Origin of the sequence: Kocuria sp. KRD140 (assembly GCF_017168375.1) — a bacterium.
Taxonomy (GTDB): domain Bacteria; phylum Actinomycetota; class Actinomycetes; order Actinomycetales; family Micrococcaceae; genus Kocuria; species Kocuria marina.
Genome location: NZ_JABFAW010000007.1, coordinates 373,134 through 395,227 on the forward strand (window position 1 = coordinate 373,134; position 22,094 = coordinate 395,227).

Genomic DNA, 22,094 nt, shown 5'->3' on the forward strand with positions numbered 1-22,094 from the left:
TGCCTGCTCAGGCGTCGTGGGCGGCGGGATCCTGCGCCGTGAGCTCCTGCACCTCGATGCTCTGCACGAGGGTGTGTGACTCGCCGGCGGCGAGCCGGACCGGGGAGCCCATCACGTTGCCCGCTTCCACGCACAGCATCTGCTGCCACTCGTCGTCCGCGAAGTCCGCCATGGCCACGGACTTGTCCGCCCAGGGGTTCCACACCACGGTGCTGTCCGAGCCCTCCTTGGTGATCACGAGGGTGCGACCGAGCTCGGGGTCGGAAACCCGCACCTCGCCGCGATGGGCGAACACGGCGTCGGTCTCGCCCGTGATCGTGAGTTCCCCGCTCTGGCGCCGCTGCTCCTTGGCCACCTTGTCGTAGTAGGAGACACCGTCGAGGCCGGTCACGCTCACGCGCCGGGAATCGCCCACGTGGAGGTAGCTGTGCAACGCCTCCTCGAAGTCGAAGGTCCCGGTGCCGGTGTTCGTCACGGTGAGCGCCATACGCAAGCGGGCGCCCACGGTGACCCGGAACCGGGCCTCGAACTCGTGGGGGAACGTCTCGCGCAGGTGCTCGGCCACGTCCGCGGGCGTGAGGGTGAACTCGGCGTAGGCGTGACCCTCGGTGTCCTCCCCCTGCTCGGCGAGCTGCCACTCGGTGATCCGCGCGAACCCGTGCGCGGGGTCCATGTCCCCCGTGCGCCCGGGCCCGAACCACGGGAAGCAGATGGGGACACCGCCGCGGACCGCTCTGCCCGTCTCGTTGTAGGAACGGGAAGAGACCCACAGCACGGGCTCGTGATCCTCCGGTGCCCACGACACCACGTGCGCGCCGTAGCTTAGGACGGATCCCGAGCCGTCGGCGCAGGACAGGGACAGGGGTTCCGGCAGTCGAGTCATGTCCCCAGCTTAAGCATGGGGTGCGTGCTGAACAGGGGGCCAGGTGTGTTCTATCGGGACGGGTGTTCAGGCTCCACGGGGCGGGCCATCTCCTGCTTGAACCACTCGAAGGTCTGCCGGTGGGACTCCGTGCGGCGTACGAAGGCCCACGAGATTCCCAGCACCACGAGCCACGCGGCCACCGCGACCAGCCCCGTGGCGGTCTGGGGATCCGTGCTCAGCGCCCACGCCACGAACACGAAGAACGCGAGCACCACAGCGCACATCACCACGCCGCCGGGCATCTTGTACTCGGAGGTGGCGTGGCGCTCGGGGAACTTCATGCGGTAGCGGATGTAGGAGATCAGGATCATGGACCACACGAACACGAACAAGAGGGACGCCACGGACGTGATCAGCGTGAACGCCTCGATGATCGAGTCCCCCGCGTAGAGCACGGGGATGGTCAGCAGCAGGATGCCCGCCGTGAGGTACAGGGCCCGCACGGGTACGCCCACGCGGTTGAGCCCCTTGAAGATCCCGGGTGCGCTGCCCTCCGCGGAGAGACCGAACATCATCCGGGACGTGGAGAACACCCCGGAGTTGGACGAGGACATCGCGGAGGTCAGCACCACGAAGTTCACCACGGACGCGGCGCCCGCGAGCCCGGCCAGCGCGAACATGGCCACGAACGGGGACTGCTCGGGGTTGATCGAGCGCCACGGGGTGACCACCAGGATAGCCAGGAGGGATCCCACGTAGAAGATGAGGATGCGCACCGGGACGGAGTTGATCGCCCGGGGAAGGGTCGTGCGGGGATCACGGGCCTCGGCCGCGGTGGTGCCCACGAGCTCGATGCCCACGAACGCGAAGACCGCGATCTGGAACCCCGCAACCACGCCCATGGCGCCGTTCGGGAACCACCCGCCGTCGTTCCACAGGTTCGCGAGCTGGGCGGTGTGCCCGTCCGGGGATGCGAAGTGGGTCAGCGCCATGATCGCACCCACCACGATCAGGGCCAGGATGGCCACGATCTTGATGAGCGCGAACCAGAACTCCATCTCCCCGAAGTTCTTCACGCTCACGGCGTTGAGCAGGAACACGATGAGGACCACGAGGACGGTGGGCAGCCACAGCGGGACGGCCGCCCACCAGAACTGGACGTAGCCCGTGATGGCCACGAGCTCGGCGATCGCCGTGACGATCCAGCAGAACCAGTAGGACCAACCCACGAAGAACCCCGCCCACGGGCCGATCAGATCGGCGGCGAAGTCCGCGAAGGTCTTGTAGCGCAGATTGGACAGCAGCAGCTCGCCCATGGCGCGCATCATGAAGAAGAGGAAGAAACCGATCACCACGTAGATGAACACCACGGCCGGGCCCGCCAGGGAGATGGTGCGCCCCGATCCCATGAACAACCCGGTGCCGATCGCACCGCCGATCGCGATCAGTTGGATGTGTCGATTGCTTAGGCCCCTGCTGGGCTCGGAGTGCGTGTGCGGTGGCGACACCGCGGTGGAGCTGTTCGTCATGGAGTCAGAGGGTACTCCCGGGCGGGCGCCCAAGTGTAGCGGGCCTGCGCCCGGGTGTCGGGAACAGCTGAGGCCCGAAACGACAGGTGATCCGCGGATCACATGCCGTTTCGGGCCCTGGCTGTTCAGCGCCGTCGGGACCGAGGGCCCCGACAAGCTCGGCGAGCGGGCGGAGCGGCGGTCAACGCACGCGCTGCACCCGGTCCGGGCGTCCGGAGTCGGTGGAGACGTAGCTGTCGATGGCCCCGGGGCGGCCCTCCATGAACCCGTCGATCTGCAGCTTGTCCGCGCGCAACTGCGGGTCGTTGCGCAGGTAGTGCTTGGTCTCGCGGGCGATCAGCCCGGAGAGGATGAGCAGACCCAGCAGGTTGGGCAGCGCCATGAGCCCGTTCATGAGGTCCGCGAAGGACCACACGATGGCCAACGGCACGCTGCAGCCCACGAACACGATCAGCGAGAAGAACACGCGGTACGGCATCACGGACCTGCGGCCGAACAGGCGCTCCATGCAGCGCTCGCCGTAGTAGGCCCAGCCCAGGATCGTGGAGTACGCGAAGAGGATCAGGCCCAGGGTCACGATCAGGTGGCCCCACCCGCCGGGCAGCCCATGGCTGAAGGCGTCCCCGGTCATGGTGGCCGCGAAGTCCTTGCCCTGGTCCCACACGCCGGTGGTCACGATCACGAGGCCCGTGCAGGTCACCACGATGATGGTGTCGATGAACGTCTGGGTCATGGACACCAGACCCTGACGGACGGGGTGGGTGGTCTGCGCGGCCGCTGCGGCGATGGCCGCGGACCCCATGCCGGACTCGTTGGAGAAGATGCCGCGGGCCACACCCATCTGCACCGCCAGGATGATCGCGGATCCCGCGAAGCCGCCCACCGCGGAGTGCCCCGTGAAGGCCGTGCTGAAGATGCTCCCGAACGCCGCGGGAACGGACTCGATGTTGACCGCCAGGATGTAGAGCGCGCCCAGGACGTAGAAGACAATCATGATGGGTACGAGCGCGGCGGTGACCTTACCGATGGACTTGATCCCGCCCACGAGCACGAGCAGCGTCAGCGCCGCGAGCACGAGGCCCGTGACCCACACGGGCACACCGAAGGAGGACTCCACGTTCGCGGAGATGGAGTTGCCCTGGGTCATGTTGCCGATCCCGAAGGACGCGAGCACCGCGGCGATCGCGAAGAACAGGGAGAGGAACTTGCCGAAACCGTTGGGGATCCCGCGGAACAGGTAGTACTGCGGACCGCCGGAGATCTCGCCCTTGGCGTCTCGGGTGCGGAACCGCACGCCCAGGAAGGCCTCCGAGTACTTGGACGCCATGCCCAGCACGCCCGTGACCCACATCCAGAACAGGGCGCCGGGGCCGCCGATCGAGATGGCCGTGGCCACGCCCACGATGTTGCCGGTACCCACGGTCGCGGCGAGCGCCGTGGTCAATGCCTGGAACTGGGAGACGTCACCGCCGGGGGCGTCCTTGTCCTTGCGTTCGAACAACGCGAGGCGCAGTGCGGGGATCAACTTGGTGATCTGCAGTCCGGACAGCCGGATGGTCAGGTAGACGCCCGTTCCGAGCAGCAGCGGGATCAGGAGGAACGGCCCCCACACGAACCCGCCGATCGTGTCGAGAATGGATTGGAGCGAATCGAGCATGAAGGTGTCCCTCGTTCAACTGGGGCAGGATGCCACGGACGGTGTGTGAACAATGTCACTGTCCCGGACAGTGAACCACATCCCGCGCGGTTCCGGGCCCGTCGGCGCGCGGAGCGGGGGCCATGTCGCACGGCTCGCGGGACGACGCCGCCGGGTCCGGGCATTCACCCGACGGGCGACACCGCCGGGTCGGGACATTCACCCGCCGGACGACGCGGCCGGGACGTCCGCCCGACGGACGACGTCGCAGCGCCGGGCGGTTCACCCGACGGGCGTCCCCTGCCGGCGCGCCGTGAGGACCAGCCCCACGGAGATTACGGCGCACGCCGCCATGCTCAGCACCATGGGCACCGCGGTGTACTCCCCGCCGAGGCCCGTGAGGGGCGTGACGAGCCCGGCCAGGATGAACTGGGCCATGCCCACCACGGCGGAACCTGTGCCGGAGAGGTGCAGCCGTTGGGCCTGGCGCTGGGCCATAGCCACGGCGTTGCCCAGGACGAGTCCCATGCAGGACTGGGCCAGGAACAACAGCACCAGGGTGATCGCTCCGACCACGCCCAGCACCACCAGGACCATGTTGAGCACGGAGAAGGTTGCGAGTCCCGTGACCCCCACGAGCAACAGGGAGGAGGGGTCCCGACTGCCCACGAGCTTGGTGTTGACCACTCCCATGGTGATCGAACCGCACGCGTTGATCGCGAAGATCACGGAGTAGACCAGGGCGCTGAAGCCCAGCACGTTCTGGATCACGAACGAGGACGCGGAGATGTAGGAGAACAGCGCACCGAACGCGAAGGCGAAGCTCAGGGCGTAGAGCGTGAAGTGCCGATCACTGATCATCTGCCCGGCGTTGCGCAGGATGCGCCCCAGCCCGCCCCGCGAGCGCTGCCCCGGTGGGAGGGTCTCCGGCACGATGAACACGGAGCACGCGAGCATCACGGCCCCGAAGATCGCGAGCACCCAGAACACCACGCGCCAGTCGGCCACGGTCGCGATCACACCGCCCGCGAGCGGTGCGACCACGGGTGCCAGGGACGTGATGAGCGCGAGCACCGAGTACAGCTGGGCCGCGCGGTGGCCGTGGGCGATGTCCGAGACCACGGCCCGGGCGATCACCACGCCCGCCGCCCCGGCGAGGCCCTGCACGCACCGCAGGGCGAGCACCCAGTGGATGTCCGGGGCCACGATGATCCCCACGGACGCGAGCAGGAAGATCAGGTTCCCCGTGACCATGAGTTTGTGCCGCCCCAGCACGTCCGAGAGCGGGCCCAGCAGGAATTGACCCAGCGCCATGCCCACCATGTACGCGGTGAGGGTCAACTGGATCATGCTGGCCGGGGAGCCGAACCACTCGCCCATCTCCGGCATGGACGCGAGGTACATGTCCGTGGCCAGCGGGCTCACGGCGGAGAGGATGCCCAGGGCGCCCACGAGCACGATCCAGTCCAGGCGCGGGCTCAATCCCAGCCTGCTGCGACCGGGCTCGGGGGACGCGGGGTTCTGGGTCATGCGGGCTCTCCTGGCACGCGCCTGGGCGCTGAGGGGTGGGTGGGCTGTTCAAATAGTAGGTGCCGCGGGTCACCCGATCCCTTCCTGCGACGCCCCCGCGCCTAGGATGATCCACGATGGAATCCAGCGATCGCACCCCTGACACGTCCGCGCACGACGCGGCCCTCCCGGACTCCCCGGGCAGCGCCCCGGAGGCGTCCCCAGCCCCCGAACAGCCCGCCGAGGCCCGTGCGGCCGGTGCCGCGCCGTCGTCATCCGAGCACACCGATGCCGATGCCACCCCGACGAACGACGGCGCTCCGACGGGTCCCGCCGCGGCGACCGGCGGTGCCCCCGCGGGCGTGGCGTTCCCGCGGCAGCCGTACTCGTTTGTGCGCCGCGGTGACCGGTTGTCCCCCAAGCGCCAGAAGGCGTGGGACGAGCATGCGGGCGAGTGGGTCCTGGACATCCCCCGCGTCATGACCGACACGTCCGTGGATCCCGGCTACCGCCTGGACCGGGAGGCCGTGTTCGGCCGCGTGGCGCCGCTCGTCGTGGAGGTGGGCTCGGGCCTGGGCGAGGCCATCGTGGCCCATGCGGCGGCCCACCCGGAGCTGGACCACCTGGCCGTGGAGGTCTACAAGCCCGGTGTGGCGGATCTACTCATGAAGGCCGCCCAGGCCGGTGTGACCAACGTGCGCGTGGCGCAGGCCAACGCCCCCGAGGTGCTCGAGCACATGCTGGAACCCGGTTCCGTGCACGAACTGTGGGTCTTCTTCCCGGACCCGTGGCACAAGACCCGCCACCACAAGCGGCGCCTGGTCTCCCCCGGTTTCGCCGAACTGGCCGCCCGCGTCCTGGAACCGGGTGGACTGTGGCGGTTGGCCACGGACTGGCAGGAGTACGCGGTGGTGATGCGCGAGGTCCTGGACGGCGCGGACGCGGACTTCGAGAACGTGCATCCGGGTCCGCTCGCGGACGACGAGCACCCGGACGCCGGGTGGGCCCCGCGCTGGGAGGGCCGGATCCTCACGAGTTTCGAACGCAAAGCCACGGAAGCCGGGCGGATACCGCGGGACCTGACCTACCGCCGTCGTTAGCCGGACCCGGGGCGAACCGGTCCGGGGGCCTACTGTGGGAAGGTCCCTGACCGACCGACCCGCAGGAGTCCCGGTGTCCTCCAGTACACGACCGCCCCACCCGTCGGACGCGGAGCCCGAGCCCTCGCCGCGCGGGGGTGCCCGCAAACCGGCGAACCGCAAGGACGCCACGCGCTCGTTCCTCGACGAGATCAACTACCCCCACAACATCCACCCGGCCGTGGTGCCGGGCGTGTCCGTGGAGGACCAGAAGGTGCGCTACGGGATCGACAAGATCGTGGTGGGCGTGGCCGGCGGGTTGATCGTCGCGTTCATCGGGTGGGGTGTCGTGGACACCGCGTCACTCACGGCCGTGTCCGGTGCGGCGCTGAACTGGACGATGCTCAACATGGGGTGGGCATTCAACGTCCTGGCGATCGGGCTGTTGCTCTACCTGCTGTACATCGCGGTGTCCCGCTACGGGCGGATCCCGCTGGGCCTGGACGGGGACCGGCCCGAGTACTCCACGGCGTCGTGGGCGGCCATGCTGTTCGCGGCGGGGATCGGGATCGGGATCATCTTCTTCGGCCCTTTCGAGCCCATGACCTACTTCCTGTCCCCGCGCCCGGGATCCGCGGACCCCGGCACGGTGGACGCCATGAAGAAGGCCTCCGCGCAGGCCGCGCTGCACTGGGGGCTCAACGCGTGGGCCATCTACGGTCTCGTGGGCGTGGCGGTGGCCTACACGTCCTACCGGCGCGGACGCGTTCCACTCATGAGTTCCGTGTTCGCACCGTTCTTCCACAACGGCAACACCGACAACCTGGCCGGCCGGATCATCGACATCCTGGCGATCCTGGCCACCCTGTTCGGCACCGCGGCGTCCCTGGGCATCGGTGCCCTGCAGATCGGGCGCGGTGTGGAGATCTTCACGGGTCTGGGCCCCTCGGGCAACGCCGCGGCGGTCGTCATCATCGCGGTGCTCACCGCGGGGTTCATCGCCTCGGCGGTCTCGGGCGTAGCCCGCGGGATCCGATGGTTGTCCAACATCAACATGGTCCTCGCCGTGGGCCTGGCACTGTTCTTCTTCGTCCTGGGACCCACCGCGTTCCTGCTCAACTTCGTGCCCTCCGTGATCGTCACGTACTTCGCCGAGCTGCCCACCATGCTGTCCGCGTCCATGTCGGATGGCCCCGAGATGCAGGCGTTCCTGTCCTCGTGGACCACGTTCTACTGGGCCTGGTGGGTCTCCTGGGCACCCTTCGTGGGGGTCTTCGTGGCCAAGATCTCCCGGGGCCGCACCATCCGCCAGTTCATCCTGGGGGTGCTGTTCATCCCCTCGTCCATCGTGGTGATGGCCTTCACGGTGCTCGGCGGGACCGCCATCCACCAGCAGATGCAGGACCACGCGATCGCCCCGGACGGCACCGCGCAGACCCTGCCGGCCCCGGAAGAGATCTTCTTCACCGTCCTGGACGGCATGCCCGCGGCCGGCATCATGGCGGGAATCGTGGTGCTCATGCTGGCCATCTTCTTCATCACCACCGCGGACTCCGCCTCCGTGGTGACGTCCCAGATGTCCCAGCGGGGCAACCCGACCCCCAAGCGGCGGATCACCGTGTTCTGGGGACTGTGCATGGCCGGGATCGCCGTGGTGATGTTGTTGATCGGCGGACAGAACGCGCTCACGGGTCTGCAGAACCTGATCACCGTCACGGCCCTGCCGTTCACGCTGATCATGTTCTTCATGGCCGTGGCCTTCCACAAGGACCTGCGCCGGGACCCCATGGTCATCCGCGAGCAGTACTCGCGCTGGGCCGTGGACAAGTCCGTACGCCACGGCATCGACGAGTACGGGGACGACTTCACGTTCTCGGTGGAACGCGCCCCGGACAGCAAGTGGGCGGCGGGCGCGGACTTCGACTCGAGCGCCCCGGAGGTCACCGAGTGGTACCGGCGCACGGACGAGGACGGCAACCCCGTGGCCTACGACTACGAGACGGGCGAGTTCACCGATTCGCACGACGTCGTACACCCCGGCGAGCGCGCGGCAGCGCCTAGGGTGGAACCCGACGCACCCTCCACGGACCCCCAGAGAAAGTAGCCCCGCATGTTGTTCCTGGCCCGCATGGACGTGGTCTTCCCGGAATCGATGACCGACGAGACCAAGGCTGATTACCAGCACCGCGAGAAGGCCTACTCCGGTGAACTCCAGCGCACGGGTGTCTTGAAGGGCATCTGGCGCGTGGTGGGCGAATACGCCAACTACTCGATCTACGACGTCGAGGACAACGACGAGCTGCAGACCGTCCTGTCCGGGTTCCCCATGTTCGCGTACATGAACGTCAAGGTGACCCCGCTGGCCAAGCACCCCAACGCCACCACGGACGACTTCTTCGACGGCAACACGATCCAGGAGTAGTCCTTCCCGGTACCCCGGATGACGAGATCCCTGCGGCCCTTCCCGAGAGGAGCCGCGGGGATCTCGCCGTTCGCGGGTCGTCTACTTCTGCGAGCCGCGCAGCTTCGTGGTCGACGACGACGTCGCATCCCGCCGCACGGACGCCGCGTCCCGGCCCGGGGCCGCATCCCGGCCCAGTATGGCGTCCCGGCCGGTGGCCGCAGCCTCGGGCTTGGCCGGGCGGTAGAGCATGAGCGCCTGGGACACCTTGCGGGGTGAGCGCCGGGTGCCACGGGCCATGCGCACCACATCCCCGGCGGAACCGGCGGTAAAGATCATGTCCCGCTCCTGCCGCGCCCGGCGCTCCCGTTCGAGTTCCTCGGACAGTTCCGTGACCCGGGTCTGCAGCGCCTGCACCTGGTTCTCGAGCTGGATGATGCGCTTGATCCCTTCGAGGGACACGCCCTCCTGGGAGAGCTCCTGGATCTGACGCAATTTCTGCACGTCCAGCTGGGAGTACCGGCGGGCCCGCCCGGAGGCCCGGGACGGGGTCACGAGACCCATGCGGTCGTACTGGCGCAGAGTCTGGGGGTGCATGTCCGCGAGCTCCGCGGCCACCGAGATCACGAACACTGGCTGGGTGAAGTCGATGGCCATGTCAGAGCGCCGCCTCCTCGCTCAGGTTCGCGCGGGGGTCGAAGTCCTCGGTGGCCCGCGCGAATTCCTGCAGTGCTTCCCGTGCGGCATCGTCCAGGTCTGCCGGGAACTGGATCTGCACCGTCACGATCATGTTGCCCGTGGTGGACCCGGACGTGAAGCCCTTGCCCTTGACACGCATCCGGTGCCCGGACGACGTCCCCGCGGGGACCCGCACGGTCACGTGGCCCTCGTCCAGCGTGGGCACCTGCACGGTGGTCCCGAGTCCGGCCTCCGCAGCGGTCACCGGGATGTCTACGTGCACGTCCTGGCCCTCGCGGGTGAAGAACGGGTGCTCCTTGACCTTGACGGCCACGAACAGGTCCCCGTGGCCACCGGGCCCCGAGTGTCCCTTGCCCGCGATCTTCAATCGCTGCCCATCCTTGACGCCCTTGGGCACGCGCACCGTGGTGGACTGGCCGTTGCCCCGGCGCAGTTTCACCGTGGTGCCGTTGTACGCGGAACGCAGCGGGATCGTGGTCGTGGTGTGGATGTCCTCACCCTTGGCGGGCGGTGCCTGGTAGCCACCGAATCCGCCCTGACCCCCGCCGAATCCGCCCTGGCCGCCACTGAAGCCCCCGCCGAACCGCGAATTGCCGCCCTGGCCGCCGAACTGCGCGAACAGGTCCTCGAACCCGCCACCCCCGGAGGTGGAGTAGCTCCTGCGGCCACCGCCGCCGTTGAACAGACCCCCGAAGAGGTCCTCGAACCCGGCGCCGCCAGCGTTGCTCGCGCCACCGGGGCCACCGGCGGTGAACCGCGCCCCGGAACCCATGGCCCGGATCGCGTCGTACTGTTTGCGTTCCTCGGGGTCCGACAGCACCGAATTGGCCTCGGTGATGTCCTTGAACTTCTTCTCCGCGGCCGCATCCCCCGGGTTCTGGTCCGGGTGGTACTTGCGGGCCAGCTTGCGGTAAGCCTTCTTGATGTCCGCCTGGGATGCGTCCTTGGAGACGCCCAGGACAGTGTAGAAATCTTTGTCGATCCAGTCCTGACTGGCCATGACGCCTCCTTCCTCCTGGTACTTCCCTGTGTGACTCGGGGCGGGTCCCGTCATGCGGACCCGCCCCGAGGAATTTCTTGCGTTACGGCTTCGTGGCCACGGCCACCTGAGCCGCCCGGACCACTCGAGCGCCCACACGGAAGCCCGAGCGCAGCACCATGGACACGTGGTCCGGTTCCACCTCGTCGGTGGGTTGCTGCAGCACGGCCTCGTGGACGGTGGGGTCGAAGACCTCCCCCACCTCCCCGATCCGGGTGAGACCCTTCTTGCCCAGGGCGTCCTCGAGCTTGGTCGCGATCGCGGCGAACGGGCCGTCCTCGAGGTCCCCGGCCTTGCGAGCGGCGTCGACGTCGTCCAGGACCGGCAGCAGCGCGGTGATCATCTCGCCGGAGACGAAGTCCCGCAGCTGATCCTTCTCCCGCGCGGTGCGGTTCTTGAAGTTCACGAACTCCGCCTGCAGCCGACGCAGGTCCTCGAGGCGCTCGTCCGCGAGCTTCTGCGCGGCGGACTCGCCCGCCGGGGCGGCGTCGTCCTGCGACGACGCCGCGTCCGCGGCCTGCGTGTCCCCGGCCTGGGCGTCCTGGGACTGAGGGGTGTCCAGGATGTCGTCCACGGTCAGCCCCTCACCACCCTCGGAACGCTCGGTGCCGGTGGAGTCCTGAGCTGAATGATCCGGGTCCTCCGGCACGGACTCGCCGTGACCCTTGGTGTTCTCGGAATCGCTCATGCTCACTTCCTCCCGTTCTTACCGTCTTCGTCGTCCACGACCTCGGCGTCGACGATGTCGTCGTCGTCCTTGGCCTGCGCACCCTGAGCGCCCTCGGCACCCGGCTGGGCACCGGCGGCACCCTCGCTCTGGGCCTGGGCGTACAGCGCCTCACCGATCTTGGTCTGGGAGGCCTGCAACTTCTCGAACGCGGTCTTCACGGCGTCGTCGTCGTCGCCCTCGAGGGCGGACTTCACGGCATCGACGTCGGCCTGGACCTCGGTCTTGACGTCCTCGGGGATCTTGCCCTCGTCGTCATTGAGCAGCTTTTCCACGGAGTACGCCTGCTGTTCCGCGTTGTTGCGACGGTCGGCGGCTTCACGGCGCTGCTTGTCCGCGTCGGCGTTCGCCTCGGCGTCCTTGACCATGCGGTCGATGTCCTCCTTGGACAGCGAGGTACCGCCCGTGATGGTCATGGACTGTTCCTTGCCCGTGCCCTTGTCCTTCGCGGACACGTGCACGATGCCGTTCGCGTCGATGTCGAACGTGACCTCGATCTGCGGCATGCCGCGCGGGGCCGGGGCGATGCCCGTGAGCTCGAACGTGCCCAGGTTCTTGTTGTCCCGGGTGAACTCGCGCTCGCCCTGGAAGACCTGGATGGACACGGACGGCTGGTTGTCCTCCGCGGTGGTGAAGGTCTCGGACCGCTTGGTGGGGATGGCCGTGTTGCGCTCGATGAGCTTGGTCATCACGCCGCCCTTGGTCTCGATGCCCAGCGACAGCGGGGTCACGTCGATCAGCAGCACGTCCTTGCGGTCGCCCTTGAGCACACCGGCCTGGATCGCGGCGCCGATGGCCACGACCTCGTCCGGGTTCACGCCCTTGTTGGGGGCCTTACCCGCGAGCTCGGTGACCTTCTCGACCACGGCGGGCATACGGGTGGAACCACCCACGAGCACCACGTGGTCGATGTCGGAGACATTGATCCCGGCCTCGGAGATGACGTCCTTGAACGGCTTCTCGGTGCGGGCCAACAGGTCCTTGGTGAGGTCCTCGAACTTGGCACGGGAGAGCTTCTCGTCCAGGTGCACGGGGCCCTCGGGGGTCACGGACAGGTACTGCAGGGAGATGGTCGTGGACGTCGCGGAGGACAGTTCCTTCTTGGCCTGCTCGGCCGCCTCCTTCAAGCGCTGCAGGGCGATCTTGTCCTTGGACAGGTCCGCACCGGTCTTGGACTTCACCTGCTCCAGCAGCCAGTCCACGATGCGCTGGTCCCAGTCGTCGCCACCGAGGCGGTTGTCACCGGCGGTGGCGCGGACCTGGATGGTGGAGAAGTCGTCCTCGTCCTTGCCGACCTCCAGCAGGGAGACGTCGAACGTGCCGCCACCGAGGTCGAAGACCAGGATGAGCTCGTCCTCCTTGCCCTTCTCCAGACCGTATGCCAGGGCCGCGGCGGTGGGCTCGTTGACGATGCGCAGCACGTTCATGCCGGCGATCTCACCGGCCTCCTTGGTGGCCTGGCGCTCGGCGTCGTTGAAGTACGCGGGAACAGTGATCACGGCGTCCGTGACCGTGTCGCCCAGGTAGGACTCGGCGTCCGCCTTGAGCTTCATGAGCGTACGGGCGGAGATCTCCTGCGGGGTGTACTTCTTGCCGTCGATCTCGGTGGTCCAGTCCGTGCCCATGTGGCGCTTCACGGAGGCCACGGTGCGGTCCACGTTGGTCACGGCCTGGCGCTTGGCCACGTCGCCCACGAGGGTCTCGCCGTCCTTGGAGAAGGCGACAACGGACGGGGTGGTGCGGTTGCCCTCGGCGTTCGCAATGACGACAGGCTCGCCGCCTTCCAGTACGGATACCACGGAGTTAGTGGTACCGAGGTCGATTCCTACTGCACGAGACATGTTCTATCCCTTCGTTGTTCCGATGCGGTCCGGAGGGGCGCCGACGCGGCCGGTCCGTGAACCTTTAAGACTTGAGCTTTCGAGACTCAAGCTTACACCTTGAGCTACCCCTGTCAACCTAAGTTGAGTCGCAACGGCTCAAGTATCTGCACACCGCGTCTCGCCCGAGCTGCCGGGAATTCCACAGCAATTCGGGGGTGGACACTTAGCCGCGTTACACTGATGAGTTTGTACGCCCAGAGTGAAACGTGCCGGGCCCGCACTGACCCCGACCCCTCCAGGAGCGCCACCGCACCACACGAGCTCATCGATCACCCACCGCCGCAGTCAGGAGAACTGTCTTGAGCACGCCACCGCATTCCACGGACCGAGAACCATCGACCACCCCGCCCCACGACCACGCCACCCAGGGATCGACCGCGCGCAGCAGGTCCCGTCAGATCATCGACGAGCTCACCTACCCGCACGGCATCCACCCCGCGCTCGTCCCCGGTGTGGGCGTGGAGGACCGCAAGGTGCGCTTCGGCACCGACAAGGCCGTCTTCATCGTCACCGCCCTGCTGATCGTGGGCTTCATCCTGTGGGGCATCCTGGGCACCGACAGCCTCACGAGCGTGTCGAGCACCGCGCTCGCGTGGGTCACGGCCAACACGGGGTGGTTCTTCATCCTGTTGTCCACCGCGGCGGTGCTGTTCATGCTGTTCATCGGTTTCACGCGCACCGGGCGGATCAAGCTCGGCCGTGACGACGAGGAACCCGAGTACTCGTTCTTCTCGTGGCTCGCGATGCTCTTCGCCGCGGGCATGGGCATCGGCCTGATGTTCTACGGGGCGTTCGAGCCCATGTCCTACTTCGAGGGCGGCATCCCCGGCTTCTCGCACGTCGCCGAGCCAGGCCAGGACTCCATGGTGGTCTACTCCCTGGTGCAGTCCGCGTTCCACTGGGCCCTGAACCCGTGGGCGATCTACGCCGTCGTCGGTGTCTCCGTGGCCTACGGCGCCTACCGCCGCGGGCGCGCACCCCTGATCTCGCGGGTGTTCACTTCGTTGCTCGGCCACAAGCGCGTGGACGGGCCCCTGGGCAAGCTCATCGACGTCTTCGCGATCTTCGCAACCCTCTTCGGCACCGCCGCCTCGCTCGGCGTGGGCGCCATGCAGATCGGTTCGGGCATCACGATCTTGGGCGGGATCGGCCCGCTGGGCAACAACGCCCTGATCGGGATCATCGCCGCGCTGTCCGTGTGCTTCGTCATCTCGGCCGTGTCCGGCGTCTCCCGGGGTATCCGTTACCTCTCGAACATCAACCTGACGCTGGCCTTCGTGCTCGCGCTGTTCGTGTTCTTCGTGGGCCCCACCGTCTTCCTGCTCACGCTGATCCCCTCCACGTTCTCCACCTATATCTTCGAGTACCTCTTCATGACCGGACAGTCGGCCGCGTGGGGTCCTGACAGCGCCGAGTTCTCCAACACCTGGACCGTGTACTACTGGGCGTGGTGGCTGTCCTGGTCCCCGTTCGTGGGCATGTTCATCGCCAAGATCTCGCGCGGGCGTTCCATCCGCCAGTTCGTGACCGTGGTCCTCGTGGTCCCGGCCTCAGTGTGCATCCTGTGGTTCATTGTCTTCGGCGGCTCCGCCATGTTCTTCGCGAAGAACGGGGCGGAACTCTCCGTGGAAAACGGCGCCGAGTCTATGCTCTTCGGACTCTTCGACCAGCTCCCGCTCACGGCCGTCACCTCGGTGCTGGCCATGGTCGTCATCGGCATCTTCTTCGTGACCAGCGCGGACTCCGCGTCCGTGGTCATGGGCACCATGACCCAGCGCGGGCGGCCCAGCCCCAGCAAGTGGATCGTGATCTTCTGGGGTGCGTGCCTCGCGGGCATCGCGATCGTGATGCTCCTCGTGGGTGGCGACGACGCCCTGGCCGGCATGCAGAACCTCGTGATCGTCTCCGCGCTGCCGTTCGCGGTCATCGTGGCCGTGATGATGGTCGCCCTCTACCGGGACCTGCGCAACGACCCGGCCACCCTGCGCACCCGCTTCGCGGTGTCCGCCGTGGAGAAGGCCGTGTCCGCGGGTCTCGCCGAGCACGGCGACAACTTCGCCCTGCAGGTGGAGCACGCCGAGGGTCATCGCGCCGCGGGCAACACATTCGACTCCCACGATCCGGCGATCACCGAGTGGTACCGCCAGACGGACGAGAACGGGGACGAGACCGACTTCACGTACAAGTCGGCGTGGGTCTCCTCGGCCGCCGACGACATCGCGGACGGCACCCCCGAGGGCGAGGCCCCGTGGGAACAGACCACGCCGAAGCACCGCAACGACCAGTGACACCGATGGCCCGCCGAACCGGGCCCCCTCCCGAACGCGGGGTGCACGTCATTGGACGCGCACCCCGCGTTCGCGTACCGGGACACCGTTTGGTCCCGCACGGCCACGCTGCGTACGTTGGTGCGCATGAACGACGGCCCACCACGATCCCCCGATCCGGATCCCGATTCCCGGCCCCGGCCCATGAGCCCATCGGGAGATGGGCCCGGGGGCGCCGCGCGCGAGCACGTGCCCGGCGCCCCCGACACGGGCGGGGCGAGCGGGAAGGGGGCCCAGCGGCGTCGTGCGTCTCTGTCCCTGGAGACGATCGTGGACACCTCGATCGCGGTACTGGACCGCGAGGGGTCGCGGCGCCTGACCCTGCGCGGGCTCGCGACCGAGCTCAACAGCGGCGTGGCGAGTCTCTACTGGTACACCACCGGCAAGGACGACCTCATGGCCCTGGTCACGAGCGAGGTCCTGGGCCGCGCGCTGGGCCAGTTCCACGCGCTGTGCAGGGACGGTGAGCCGGGGCCGGAGGAGTTCGAGGCCTTCCCGGCACCCAGGGCGGATCCCCGTACAAGCGCGGCCACGGCGCAGGCCCTCGAGGAACTGCGGTGCCTGTGCCTGTGCCTGTGCCTGTTCTCCCAGATGCGCGAGCACCCGTGGCTCGCCGGGCAGCTGCTCAGCACCACCCGCAGCGAGGAGAACGCGTTGCGCACGTGGGAATGCACGGGACAGTTGCTGCAGCGCATGGAGCTCGACGCCGAACAGCGGTTCTACGCATCCCTCGCCGTGGCCAACTACGCGTTCGGAACGGGCGCGGGAATCGCCTACCGTCACAACCGGCCCGCCGCGGAGGAATCCGCCCGGCAGGTGCACGAAAAACTGGAACGGGCGGGCCGTTCGGGGCCGGGGATGCTCCCGGTGGTGCGTGCCATGCTGGGCTCGTTCGGTGACCACGACGACCGCTCGGAATACATCGCGGGCCTGGAACTGCTGCTCGCGGGCATCGAACGTCAGACGTGGGGTGGCTCCTCGACACCTTGAGGCCACTCACGGGGAACGGATTTTTCGTACAGTGGAGGTCATGTTCTCCATCGTCACGGTGTGCACCGGCAACATCTGCCGCTCGCCCATGGCCGAGGCCCTGCTGCGATCCGAGCTCACCGACGCCGGTCTCGCGCAGCGCGTCCGCGTCAGCTCGGCGGGCGTGAGTGACGAGGAGCACGGCAACCCCGTGGATCCCCGCGCCCGCACCGTCCTGAGCAGGAACCACCTGGAACTGCCCGAGCATCAGGCACACAGGATCACGGACGCCGAGCTCGCGGACGCGGACCTGATCCTCGCCATGACCGGGTCCCACAGGGACCAGCTGCAGCGCCGACTGCCCACGGACGACGCCCGGAAGGTCCGGCTCATGCGCAGCTTCGACCCGGCCGTGGCCGACTCACAGACGGACCTCGACATCGCCGACCCGTGGTACGGCGGTTCGGACGACTTCGACACCGCGTGGGAACAGATTACGGCCGCCACCCCGGGCGTGGTCTCGTGGGTCGAGGATCGGATCGACGCGCGGTGATCTCCCCGGACGAGGGTTTCCAGGACGACGAGATCGCCCAGTACCCGGACGGCGTCAACCTCGCACGGTTGCTGCCCCCACCCACGCGCAAGCCGTTCATCGTGGGCATCGACGGCCGTTCCGGAGCGGGCAAGACCACGCTGACCGAGCAACTCTCGCGGGTGCTGGAGCGCTCGCACGACGTCGTGAGCTTCCACCTCGAGGACATCTACCCCGGGTGGAACGGACTGTTGGAGGGCATGGAACGGTACCGCGGTGAGATCCTCGAACCGCTGCGCCGCGAGGAGGACGCCCACTGGACCGCGTGGGACTGGCTCACCAACGAGCCGGGCACCCCCCGTCTGACCCGCACGGCGCAGATCGTGCTCGTGGAGGGTGTCGGTGCGTGTCACCGCGAGGCCCGGGCGTTGCTGGACGTCTCGGTGTGGGTGGAACTTCCCACATCCCAGCGCAAACAGCGCGCTCTGGACCGGGACGGCGCCACGTACGAGAAGTACTGGGACGAGTGGGCGGAGCAGGAGGAGCACTACCTCGGTGAGGACCCCGTGTGGGAGTCCGCCGAGATCCTCCACCCCGGACCCTCACCCCAGGAACCGGGCACGGAGCAGCGGGACACCCCGTGACCTCGACCGGTGCCGGGACGCCCGCTCCGTCCCCCGCAGCGCCCGGACCCACCGCGGCCGTGCTGATCTCCCCGATCGGTGCCCCGCCGCGGCTCGTGGCCCCGGGCGAGGCGCACGTGAGCCTCGAGGACCAGGGTCTCACCCGCGGGGACGGCGTCTTCGAGACCCTCCACGTCCTGGACGGCACCGCGTACAAGCTCGACGCCCACCTGGCCAGGCTGGGGCATTCCGCGGGGACCGCCCAATTGCCCGCGCCGTCCGCGGATGCGTGGCGCGAAGCCCTGTCGACGGCGCTCGCGGCGGCCGGTCCCGGCTCCCGGGACCCCTCGGTCAATCTCGGGGCGGAGCACACGGTCAAGTTGAGCATCAGCCGCGGTGTCCCCGGTGACCAGCCGTGGGCGTGGCTCACGGTCTCGCCCGTCCCCGAGCGGACGTTCGCCGCCCGGCGCACGGGGGTGTCCGTGGTGTTGCTCGAACGCGGCCACGACCCCGCGGAGAACACCGGGTTGCCGTGGCTGCTCCCTGGGGTCAAGACCCTGTCCTACGCGGTCAACATGGCCGCCGTGCGGTATGCGCACGCCCACGGTGCCCAGGACGCCGTGTTCATGTCCTCCACGGACCACCGGATCCTGGAGGGCGCCACGTCCTCGGTGGTCTGCGCCCGGCTCGACGACGGCGCTGCGCCCACCCTGCTCACGCCCGAACCGTCCCGCGGGGTGCTGCCGGGGACGTCGCAGGCGCGGATCTTCGACGCCGCCCGCGAGCGCGGCTGGGCCGTGGACTACGGACCGCTGTACCCCGAGGACCTGTTTGGGGCGAGCGCCGTGTGGCTCACGTCCTCCGTGCGGCTCGCGGTTCCCGTGACGAGTGTGGACGGGCGGCCCGTGGCCTCGGACCCGCAGCTCACCCGGGCCCTTACGGACTTCCTGCTGGGCCGCCCGGGGCGCTGAGCGCGTCACGGCTGGTCGCCGCCCGCACCGCCCGTCCCGTCTCGACATGCCCGGGCGCGAGTGCTCCCCCGTCACCTTCGGCGCATCACTGCCAGATGAAGCGGTGCGCCCCCGTGAGCAGGGACAGCGTCACCGCGGCGACCGCGATGAGCACGGTGGCACACCCCACGACCACGTCCACGCGGCCGAAACGGGGCACGCGCGCCCATGTGCGCGGACCCGCCCCGAAACCGCGCGCCTCCATGGTCATGGCCAGGCGCGTGGCCCGGCGCAAGGACTGCACGAGCAACGTGAACGCGAGACCGGCGAACTCGGTGAGAGCGGCCCACGGGCCCCGCGCTCCCCCCGCACCGCGGGCGCGCCGGGCCGCCGCGAGCACACCCCACTCGGTGACCATGACCTCCACGAGCCGCAGGGCTGCGAGCGCCGCGAGCACGAAGCGCGCCGGCAGCTTGAGGGTTTGGGCGAGACCGTCCGCGAGGTCCGTGGGGTCGGTCGTGAGCAGCACGGTGATCCCGGGCAGGGCGATCGCGAGCCCACGCAGTGCGATCGCGCCACCGGCCGCGAGGGATCCCGTGGTGATCGTGATCCAGCCCAGGTGCAGCAGGACGGGACCGCCCTCGGGTGAGAGCACCGCGGTCCCCCACCCGCTGATCAATGCGGCCACCACGATCGGCCACAGGGTCGTGAGCAACCGCCAAGGACCGATCCCGGCGGCGGCGAGCAGGATCAGCTGTCCCCCGAGTGCCACGCCGCTCGTCACGGGGTCCGCGCTGACCACGAGCACCGCCGTGATCACGAGAGCCCCGAGCAGTTTCACCACGGCATTCGTCCGGGCGAGCAATCCCGTGCGGGCCACGGTGGGCAGCACGCTCGCGACCGTGCTCATGAGCCGAGCCTCAGCTCGTGCGCGCCCAGGGCCGCGACCAGATCCCGGTCGTGGGTCACGACCACCACGGCCGTTCCCCCGTCCAGCTCCTCGACCAACAGGTCCACGAGCTCCTTCCAGGTCCGGGCGTCCTGACCGAACGTGGGTTCGTCCAGGATCAGCACGCGCGGGGACGCCGCCAGGACCGTGCCCACGGACAGTCGCCGCTTCTGCCCGCCGGACAGGGTGAACGGGTTGGCCTCGGCAAGCTCCTCGAGGCGCAGCCGTCGCAGCAGCTCGGCCACCCGGGCGCCGTCCGCGTCCGCCATCGCGTCGGTGACGCGCGCATCGCGTCGGCCCGCGCGGCGTCGTCGTTGTCGGGGACCGAACGCGAGTTCCTCGCGCACCGTGGGCCGCAGGAACTGGTGCTCGGGGTGCTGGAACACGGTGCCCACGCGGGAGACCAGTTCCGCGCCGTCCCACAGGGAGGGATCGGCGGGCGCGTCGGTCGCGAGGGCGGCCGTGGCCCGCACGGTACCGCGCACGGGCAGCAGCAGTCCGGCGAGGGTCAGCGCGAGGGTGGACTTCCCCGCGCCGTTGACGCCCGTGACGGCCAGCGCGTGCCCCGCGCGGACGTCCACGGTGATGTTCTCCGCCGCCGGCGCGGCCCCCGGGCGCACATCCGGTTCCGGGTACGTCTCCCCACGCCGCCACGCGGTGAGCGCCCGACGACGCCGCCGCGCGAGCGCTCGCCGGCCCGGTTGGCTCCGGGACACGGCGAGGTCGCGCGCGCTCAACAAGGTGGTGCCCCGTGCGATGGCGACGGACACGGTGGGGGAACCACCCGTATCCTGCGCAGACTCCGCGACATCCGGAGCTCTCATGGACGACGCGGCCCGCGCATTCTCCGAACACGCCGCGAGTGGCGTGTTGCCGTGTGGCTCCGTGGAGGAGGTTGTCCGCCGTGCCGCGGGATCCATGCCCTTCAAGGCATGCACAGGAGTGCGAGTGCGCGGTACCCAGCCGGGGACCCACGTCCCCTGGTGCTGCAACAGCTCCCGGGCGTCCTGCAGGGTCTGCTGCGCGGGGCCGTCGAAGGCCACCCGACCGTCGTCGCCCAGCACGATCACGCGGTCCACGACCGGTTCCCACAGGGCCACCCTGTGCTCCACGACCACGAGGGTCGTCCCGTCCTCACGCACCGCATCGGCCACGGCGCGGCACAACTGCTGCGCCCCCTCGTGGTCCACGCTCGCCGTGGGTTCGTCCAGCAACAGCAACCGCGGGCGCATGGCCAGGGTCCCGGCGAGCGCGAGACGTTGTTTCTGGCCCCCGGACAGCGCCGTGGTGGGGTGATCGAGAGGAAGCTCCAGGCCCACGCGCGCGAGCGATTCCCGCACGCGAGGCCAGATCCGTTCGCGGGGGACGGCGAGGTTCTCGAGGCCGAACGCGACGTCGTCCCCCACGCGCGAGAGGACCACCTGCGTCTCGGGGTCCTGGTGCATGAAGCCCACCGTGCCGCGGGCGTCGCGCGGGTCGACACCCGCGACGCTCAACCCGCCCGATGCGGAACGGCCGTCAGGGTCCTGGTCCACACCGGCCAGTGCCTGCAGGAGCGTGGACTTGCCGGCCCCGGACGGGCCCAGAAGCAGGACGCGTTCGCCGGGCTCGATGATCAGGTCCAGGTCCACCAGACTGGGCGTCTCGCGGCCGGGGTGATGCCATCCGAACCCCTCCAGGACCACCCGCGCGCCCGTGAGCTGCACGGTCGGTTCCGCGGTCATCGGCGCACGGCGCCGGAGGCCAGTGCTCCGAGGACACCCGTGGCCTGCAGGGCCTTCATCACGGCCCACATGAGCAGCCCGGCGATCACGGCCCCGGAGAGCGTGGTCAGCGCCGCGTAGACGACCTGCTGGTCCAGGGCCCACTCGAAGTTGTACATGATGTTCTCGCTCACGCCCAGGAACAGCCCGGACACCGCCCCGCCGATCGCCGCGGTCACGGGACCGAACCGGCGGTAGCGGGTCAGGAGGAACACGACCTCCACGCCGAGGCCCTGCACCAGACCGGAGAGCACCACGAGCCACCCGAAATGCGTACCCAGGAAGCCCTCGATCACGGCCGCGAGCAACTCGCAGAACAGGGCCGCGCCCGGTTTGCGGATGATCAGGGCGCCCAGAGTACCCGCCACGAGCCAGCCCCCCGCGATGAGGCCCGCGGACGGCGGGTAGGCCACCGTGCCCGCCGAGACCGCCGGGTACAGGAGGTTGGACCACATCCAGAAGATCACGGCGCACACCGCGGCCAACACGGCGGTGACCACGATGTCCACGACCCGCCACGACGAGCTGCGGTTGCCGCCTGCGCGCGGTGTACGGGTGGGGGTGTTACCGACCTGCGTCATGCTGAATCCTCCTGAAGATCCCAGGAGGGGAAG

Annotated in this window: 19 protein-coding genes; 8 read left to right on the forward strand and 11 right to left on the reverse strand. The window is 69.0% G+C overall.

All coding sequences use genetic code 11. The features are described 5' to 3' along the window. Window positions 1–7 precede the first annotated feature (7 nt). The 4 genes from J1M36_RS08095 to J1M36_RS08110 form a co-directional block, all read right to left on the reverse strand. Window positions 8–883 carry a D-hexose-6-phosphate mutarotase gene (locus J1M36_RS08095; protein ID WP_206479023.1) on the reverse strand — a complete coding sequence of 292 codons (876 nt, stop codon included), beginning with the start codon at window positions 881–883 and terminating at the stop codon, window positions 8–10. A gap of 50 nt (window positions 884–933) precedes the next feature. Continuing rightward, on the reverse strand, window positions 934–2,394 hold the full coding sequence (locus tag J1M36_RS08100) for an amino acid permease (protein WP_206479024.1): 1,461 nt from the start codon (window positions 2,392–2,394) through the stop codon (window positions 934–936). A 181-nt stretch (window positions 2,395–2,575) separates the two neighbouring features. After that, window positions 2,576–4,051 carry a sodium:alanine symporter family protein gene (locus J1M36_RS08105; RefSeq protein ID WP_206479025.1) on the reverse strand — a complete coding sequence of 492 codons (1,476 nt, stop codon included), beginning with the start codon at window positions 4,049–4,051 and terminating at the stop codon, window positions 2,576–2,578. A 261-nt stretch (window positions 4,052–4,312) separates the two neighbouring features. Continuing rightward, on the reverse strand, window positions 4,313–5,560 hold the full coding sequence (locus J1M36_RS08110) for a multidrug effflux MFS transporter (RefSeq protein WP_206479026.1): 1,248 nt from the start codon (window positions 5,558–5,560) through the stop codon (window positions 4,313–4,315). 116 nt (window positions 5,561–5,676) lie between these two features. Between J1M36_RS08110 and trmB the strand changes: the two genes are divergently transcribed. The 3 genes from trmB (at window position 5,677) to catC (ending at window position 9,040) form a co-directional block, all read left to right on the forward strand. Next, window positions 5,677–6,639 carry a tRNA (guanosine(46)-N7)-methyltransferase TrmB gene (gene trmB, locus J1M36_RS08115; protein ID WP_241246968.1) on the forward strand — a complete coding sequence of 321 codons (963 nt, stop codon included), beginning with the start codon at window positions 5,677–5,679 and terminating at the stop codon, window positions 6,637–6,639. 190 nt (window positions 6,640–6,829) lie between these two features. After that, window positions 6,830–8,722: a BCCT family transporter gene (locus tag J1M36_RS08120; RefSeq protein WP_342358319.1), complete on the forward strand. Its 1,893-nt coding sequence runs from the start codon at window positions 6,830–6,832 to the stop codon at window positions 8,720–8,722. Between the two features lie 6 nt (window positions 8,723–8,728). Next, window positions 8,729–9,040 (forward strand): muconolactone Delta-isomerase, encoded by a 312-nt coding sequence (catC, locus tag J1M36_RS08125; RefSeq protein WP_035964097.1) that lies wholly within the window; start codon window positions 8,729–8,731, stop codon window positions 9,038–9,040. An 81-nt stretch (window positions 9,041–9,121) separates the two neighbouring features. Here the strand turns inward: catC and J1M36_RS12790 are convergent, their stop codons facing one another. From J1M36_RS12790 to dnaK, 4 genes are all read right to left on the reverse strand, one after another. Then, on the reverse strand, window positions 9,122–9,676 hold the full coding sequence (locus J1M36_RS12790) for a heat shock protein transcriptional repressor HspR (RefSeq protein ID WP_241180606.1): 555 nt from the start codon (window positions 9,674–9,676) through the stop codon (window positions 9,122–9,124). Between the two features lies 1 nt (window position 9,677). Further along, on the reverse strand, window positions 9,678–10,718 hold the full coding sequence (locus J1M36_RS08135) for a DnaJ C-terminal domain-containing protein (RefSeq protein WP_206479028.1): 1,041 nt from the start codon (window positions 10,716–10,718) through the stop codon (window positions 9,678–9,680). A gap of 82 nt (window positions 10,719–10,800) precedes the next feature. After that, complete coding sequence (locus J1M36_RS08140; protein ID WP_064846334.1) at window positions 10,801–11,451, reverse strand: nucleotide exchange factor GrpE; 651 nt, start codon at window positions 11,449–11,451, stop codon at window positions 10,801–10,803. Then, a complete protein-coding gene (gene dnaK, locus J1M36_RS08145; RefSeq protein ID WP_085106162.1) occupies window positions 11,448–13,325 on the reverse strand; it encodes a molecular chaperone DnaK in 1,878 nt (625 codons plus the stop codon). Before dnaK ends, J1M36_RS08140 begins: the two co-directional genes overlap by 4 nt. A gap of 341 nt (window positions 13,326–13,666) precedes the next feature. Between dnaK and J1M36_RS08150 the strand changes: the two genes are divergently transcribed. From J1M36_RS08150 to J1M36_RS08170, 5 genes are read left to right on the forward strand one after another with little or no spacing between them, the layout of a single operon-like run. Next, window positions 13,667–15,655 carry a BCCT family transporter gene (locus J1M36_RS08150; RefSeq protein WP_206479029.1) on the forward strand — a complete coding sequence of 663 codons (1,989 nt, stop codon included), beginning with the start codon at window positions 13,667–13,669 and terminating at the stop codon, window positions 15,653–15,655. Window positions 15,656–15,706: 51 nt separating this feature from the next. Then, window positions 15,707–16,684: a TetR/AcrR family transcriptional regulator gene (locus J1M36_RS08155; protein WP_241246969.1), complete on the forward strand. Its 978-nt coding sequence runs from the start codon at window positions 15,707–15,709 to the stop codon at window positions 16,682–16,684. Between the two features lie 40 nt (window positions 16,685–16,724). Then, window positions 16,725–17,216 (forward strand): low molecular weight protein-tyrosine-phosphatase, encoded by a 492-nt coding sequence (locus J1M36_RS08160; protein ID WP_206479030.1) that lies wholly within the window; start codon window positions 16,725–16,727, stop codon window positions 17,214–17,216. Further along, on the forward strand, window positions 17,213–17,839 hold the full coding sequence (locus J1M36_RS08165) for a hypothetical protein (RefSeq protein ID WP_145003432.1): 627 nt from the start codon (window positions 17,213–17,215) through the stop codon (window positions 17,837–17,839). The genes J1M36_RS08160 and J1M36_RS08165 overlap by 4 nt, the downstream gene beginning before the upstream one ends. Then, window positions 17,836–18,789, forward strand: a complete 954-nt coding sequence (locus tag J1M36_RS08170) for an aminotransferase class IV (RefSeq protein WP_342358312.1) — start codon at window positions 17,836–17,838, stop codon at window positions 18,787–18,789. The genes J1M36_RS08165 and J1M36_RS08170 overlap by 4 nt, the downstream gene beginning before the upstream one ends. An 85-nt stretch (window positions 18,790–18,874) precedes the next feature. Here J1M36_RS08170 and J1M36_RS08175 read toward each other — a convergent pair whose 3' ends face one another. From J1M36_RS08175 to J1M36_RS08185, 3 genes are read right to left on the reverse strand one after another with little or no spacing between them, the layout of a single operon-like run. Further along, the gene (locus J1M36_RS08175; RefSeq protein WP_064846330.1) at window positions 18,875–19,678 is read right to left on the reverse strand and encodes an energy-coupling factor transporter transmembrane protein EcfT; all 804 of its coding nucleotides are present in this window, start codon (window positions 19,676–19,678) and stop codon (window positions 18,875–18,877) included. Then, window positions 19,675–21,441: an ABC transporter ATP-binding protein gene (locus J1M36_RS08180; RefSeq protein ID WP_064846329.1), complete on the reverse strand. Its 1,767-nt coding sequence runs from the start codon at window positions 21,439–21,441 to the stop codon at window positions 19,675–19,677. Before J1M36_RS08180 ends, J1M36_RS08175 begins: the two co-directional genes overlap by 4 nt. After that, window positions 21,438–22,061 (reverse strand): ECF transporter S component, encoded by a 624-nt coding sequence (locus tag J1M36_RS08185; RefSeq protein WP_035964079.1) that lies wholly within the window; start codon window positions 22,059–22,061, stop codon window positions 21,438–21,440. The genes J1M36_RS08180 and J1M36_RS08185 overlap by 4 nt, the downstream gene beginning before the upstream one ends. Between the last annotated feature and the right edge of the window lie 33 nt (window positions 22,062–22,094).

Coding starts and splice junctions, on each gene's coding strand:
- J1M36_RS08105 (WP_206479025.1), bottom strand. CDS start 4,051: ATGCTCGATTCGCTCCAATCCATTCTCGACACGATCGGCGGGTTCGTG.
- J1M36_RS08110 (WP_206479026.1), bottom strand. CDS start 5,560: ATGACCCAGAACCCCGCGTCCCCCGAGCCCGGTCGCAGCAGGCTGGGA.
- trmB (WP_241246968.1), top strand. CDS start 5,677: ATGGAATCCAGCGATCGCACCCCTGACACGTCCGCGCACGACGCGGCC.
- J1M36_RS12790 (WP_241180606.1), bottom strand. CDS start 9,676: ATGGCCATCGACTTCACCCAGCCAGTGTTCGTGATCTCGGTGGCCGCG.
- catC (WP_035964097.1), top strand. CDS start 8,729: ATGTTGTTCCTGGCCCGCATGGACGTGGTCTTCCCGGAATCGATGACC.
- J1M36_RS08185 (WP_035964079.1), bottom strand. CDS start 22,061: ATGACGCAGGTCGGTAACACCCCCACCCGTACACCGCGCGCAGGCGGC.
- J1M36_RS08095 (WP_206479023.1), bottom strand. CDS start 883: ATGACTCGACTGCCGGAACCCCTGTCCCTGTCCTGCGCCGACGGCTCG.
- J1M36_RS08175 (WP_064846330.1), bottom strand. CDS start 19,678: ATGAGCACGGTCGCGAGCGTGCTGCCCACCGTGGCCCGCACGGGATTG.
- J1M36_RS08100 (WP_206479024.1), bottom strand. CDS start 2,394: ATGACGAACAGCTCCACCGCGGTGTCGCCACCGCACACGCACTCCGAG.
- J1M36_RS08135 (WP_206479028.1), bottom strand. CDS start 10,718: ATGGCCAGTCAGGACTGGATCGACAAAGATTTCTACACTGTCCTGGGC.
- J1M36_RS08160 (WP_206479030.1), top strand. CDS start 16,725: ATGTTCTCCATCGTCACGGTGTGCACCGGCAACATCTGCCGCTCGCCC.
- J1M36_RS08180 (WP_064846329.1), bottom strand. CDS start 21,441: ATGACCGCGGAACCGACCGTGCAGCTCACGGGCGCGCGGGTGGTCCTG.
- dnaK (WP_085106162.1), bottom strand. CDS start 13,325: ATGTCTCGTGCAGTAGGAATCGACCTCGGTACCACTAACTCCGTGGTA.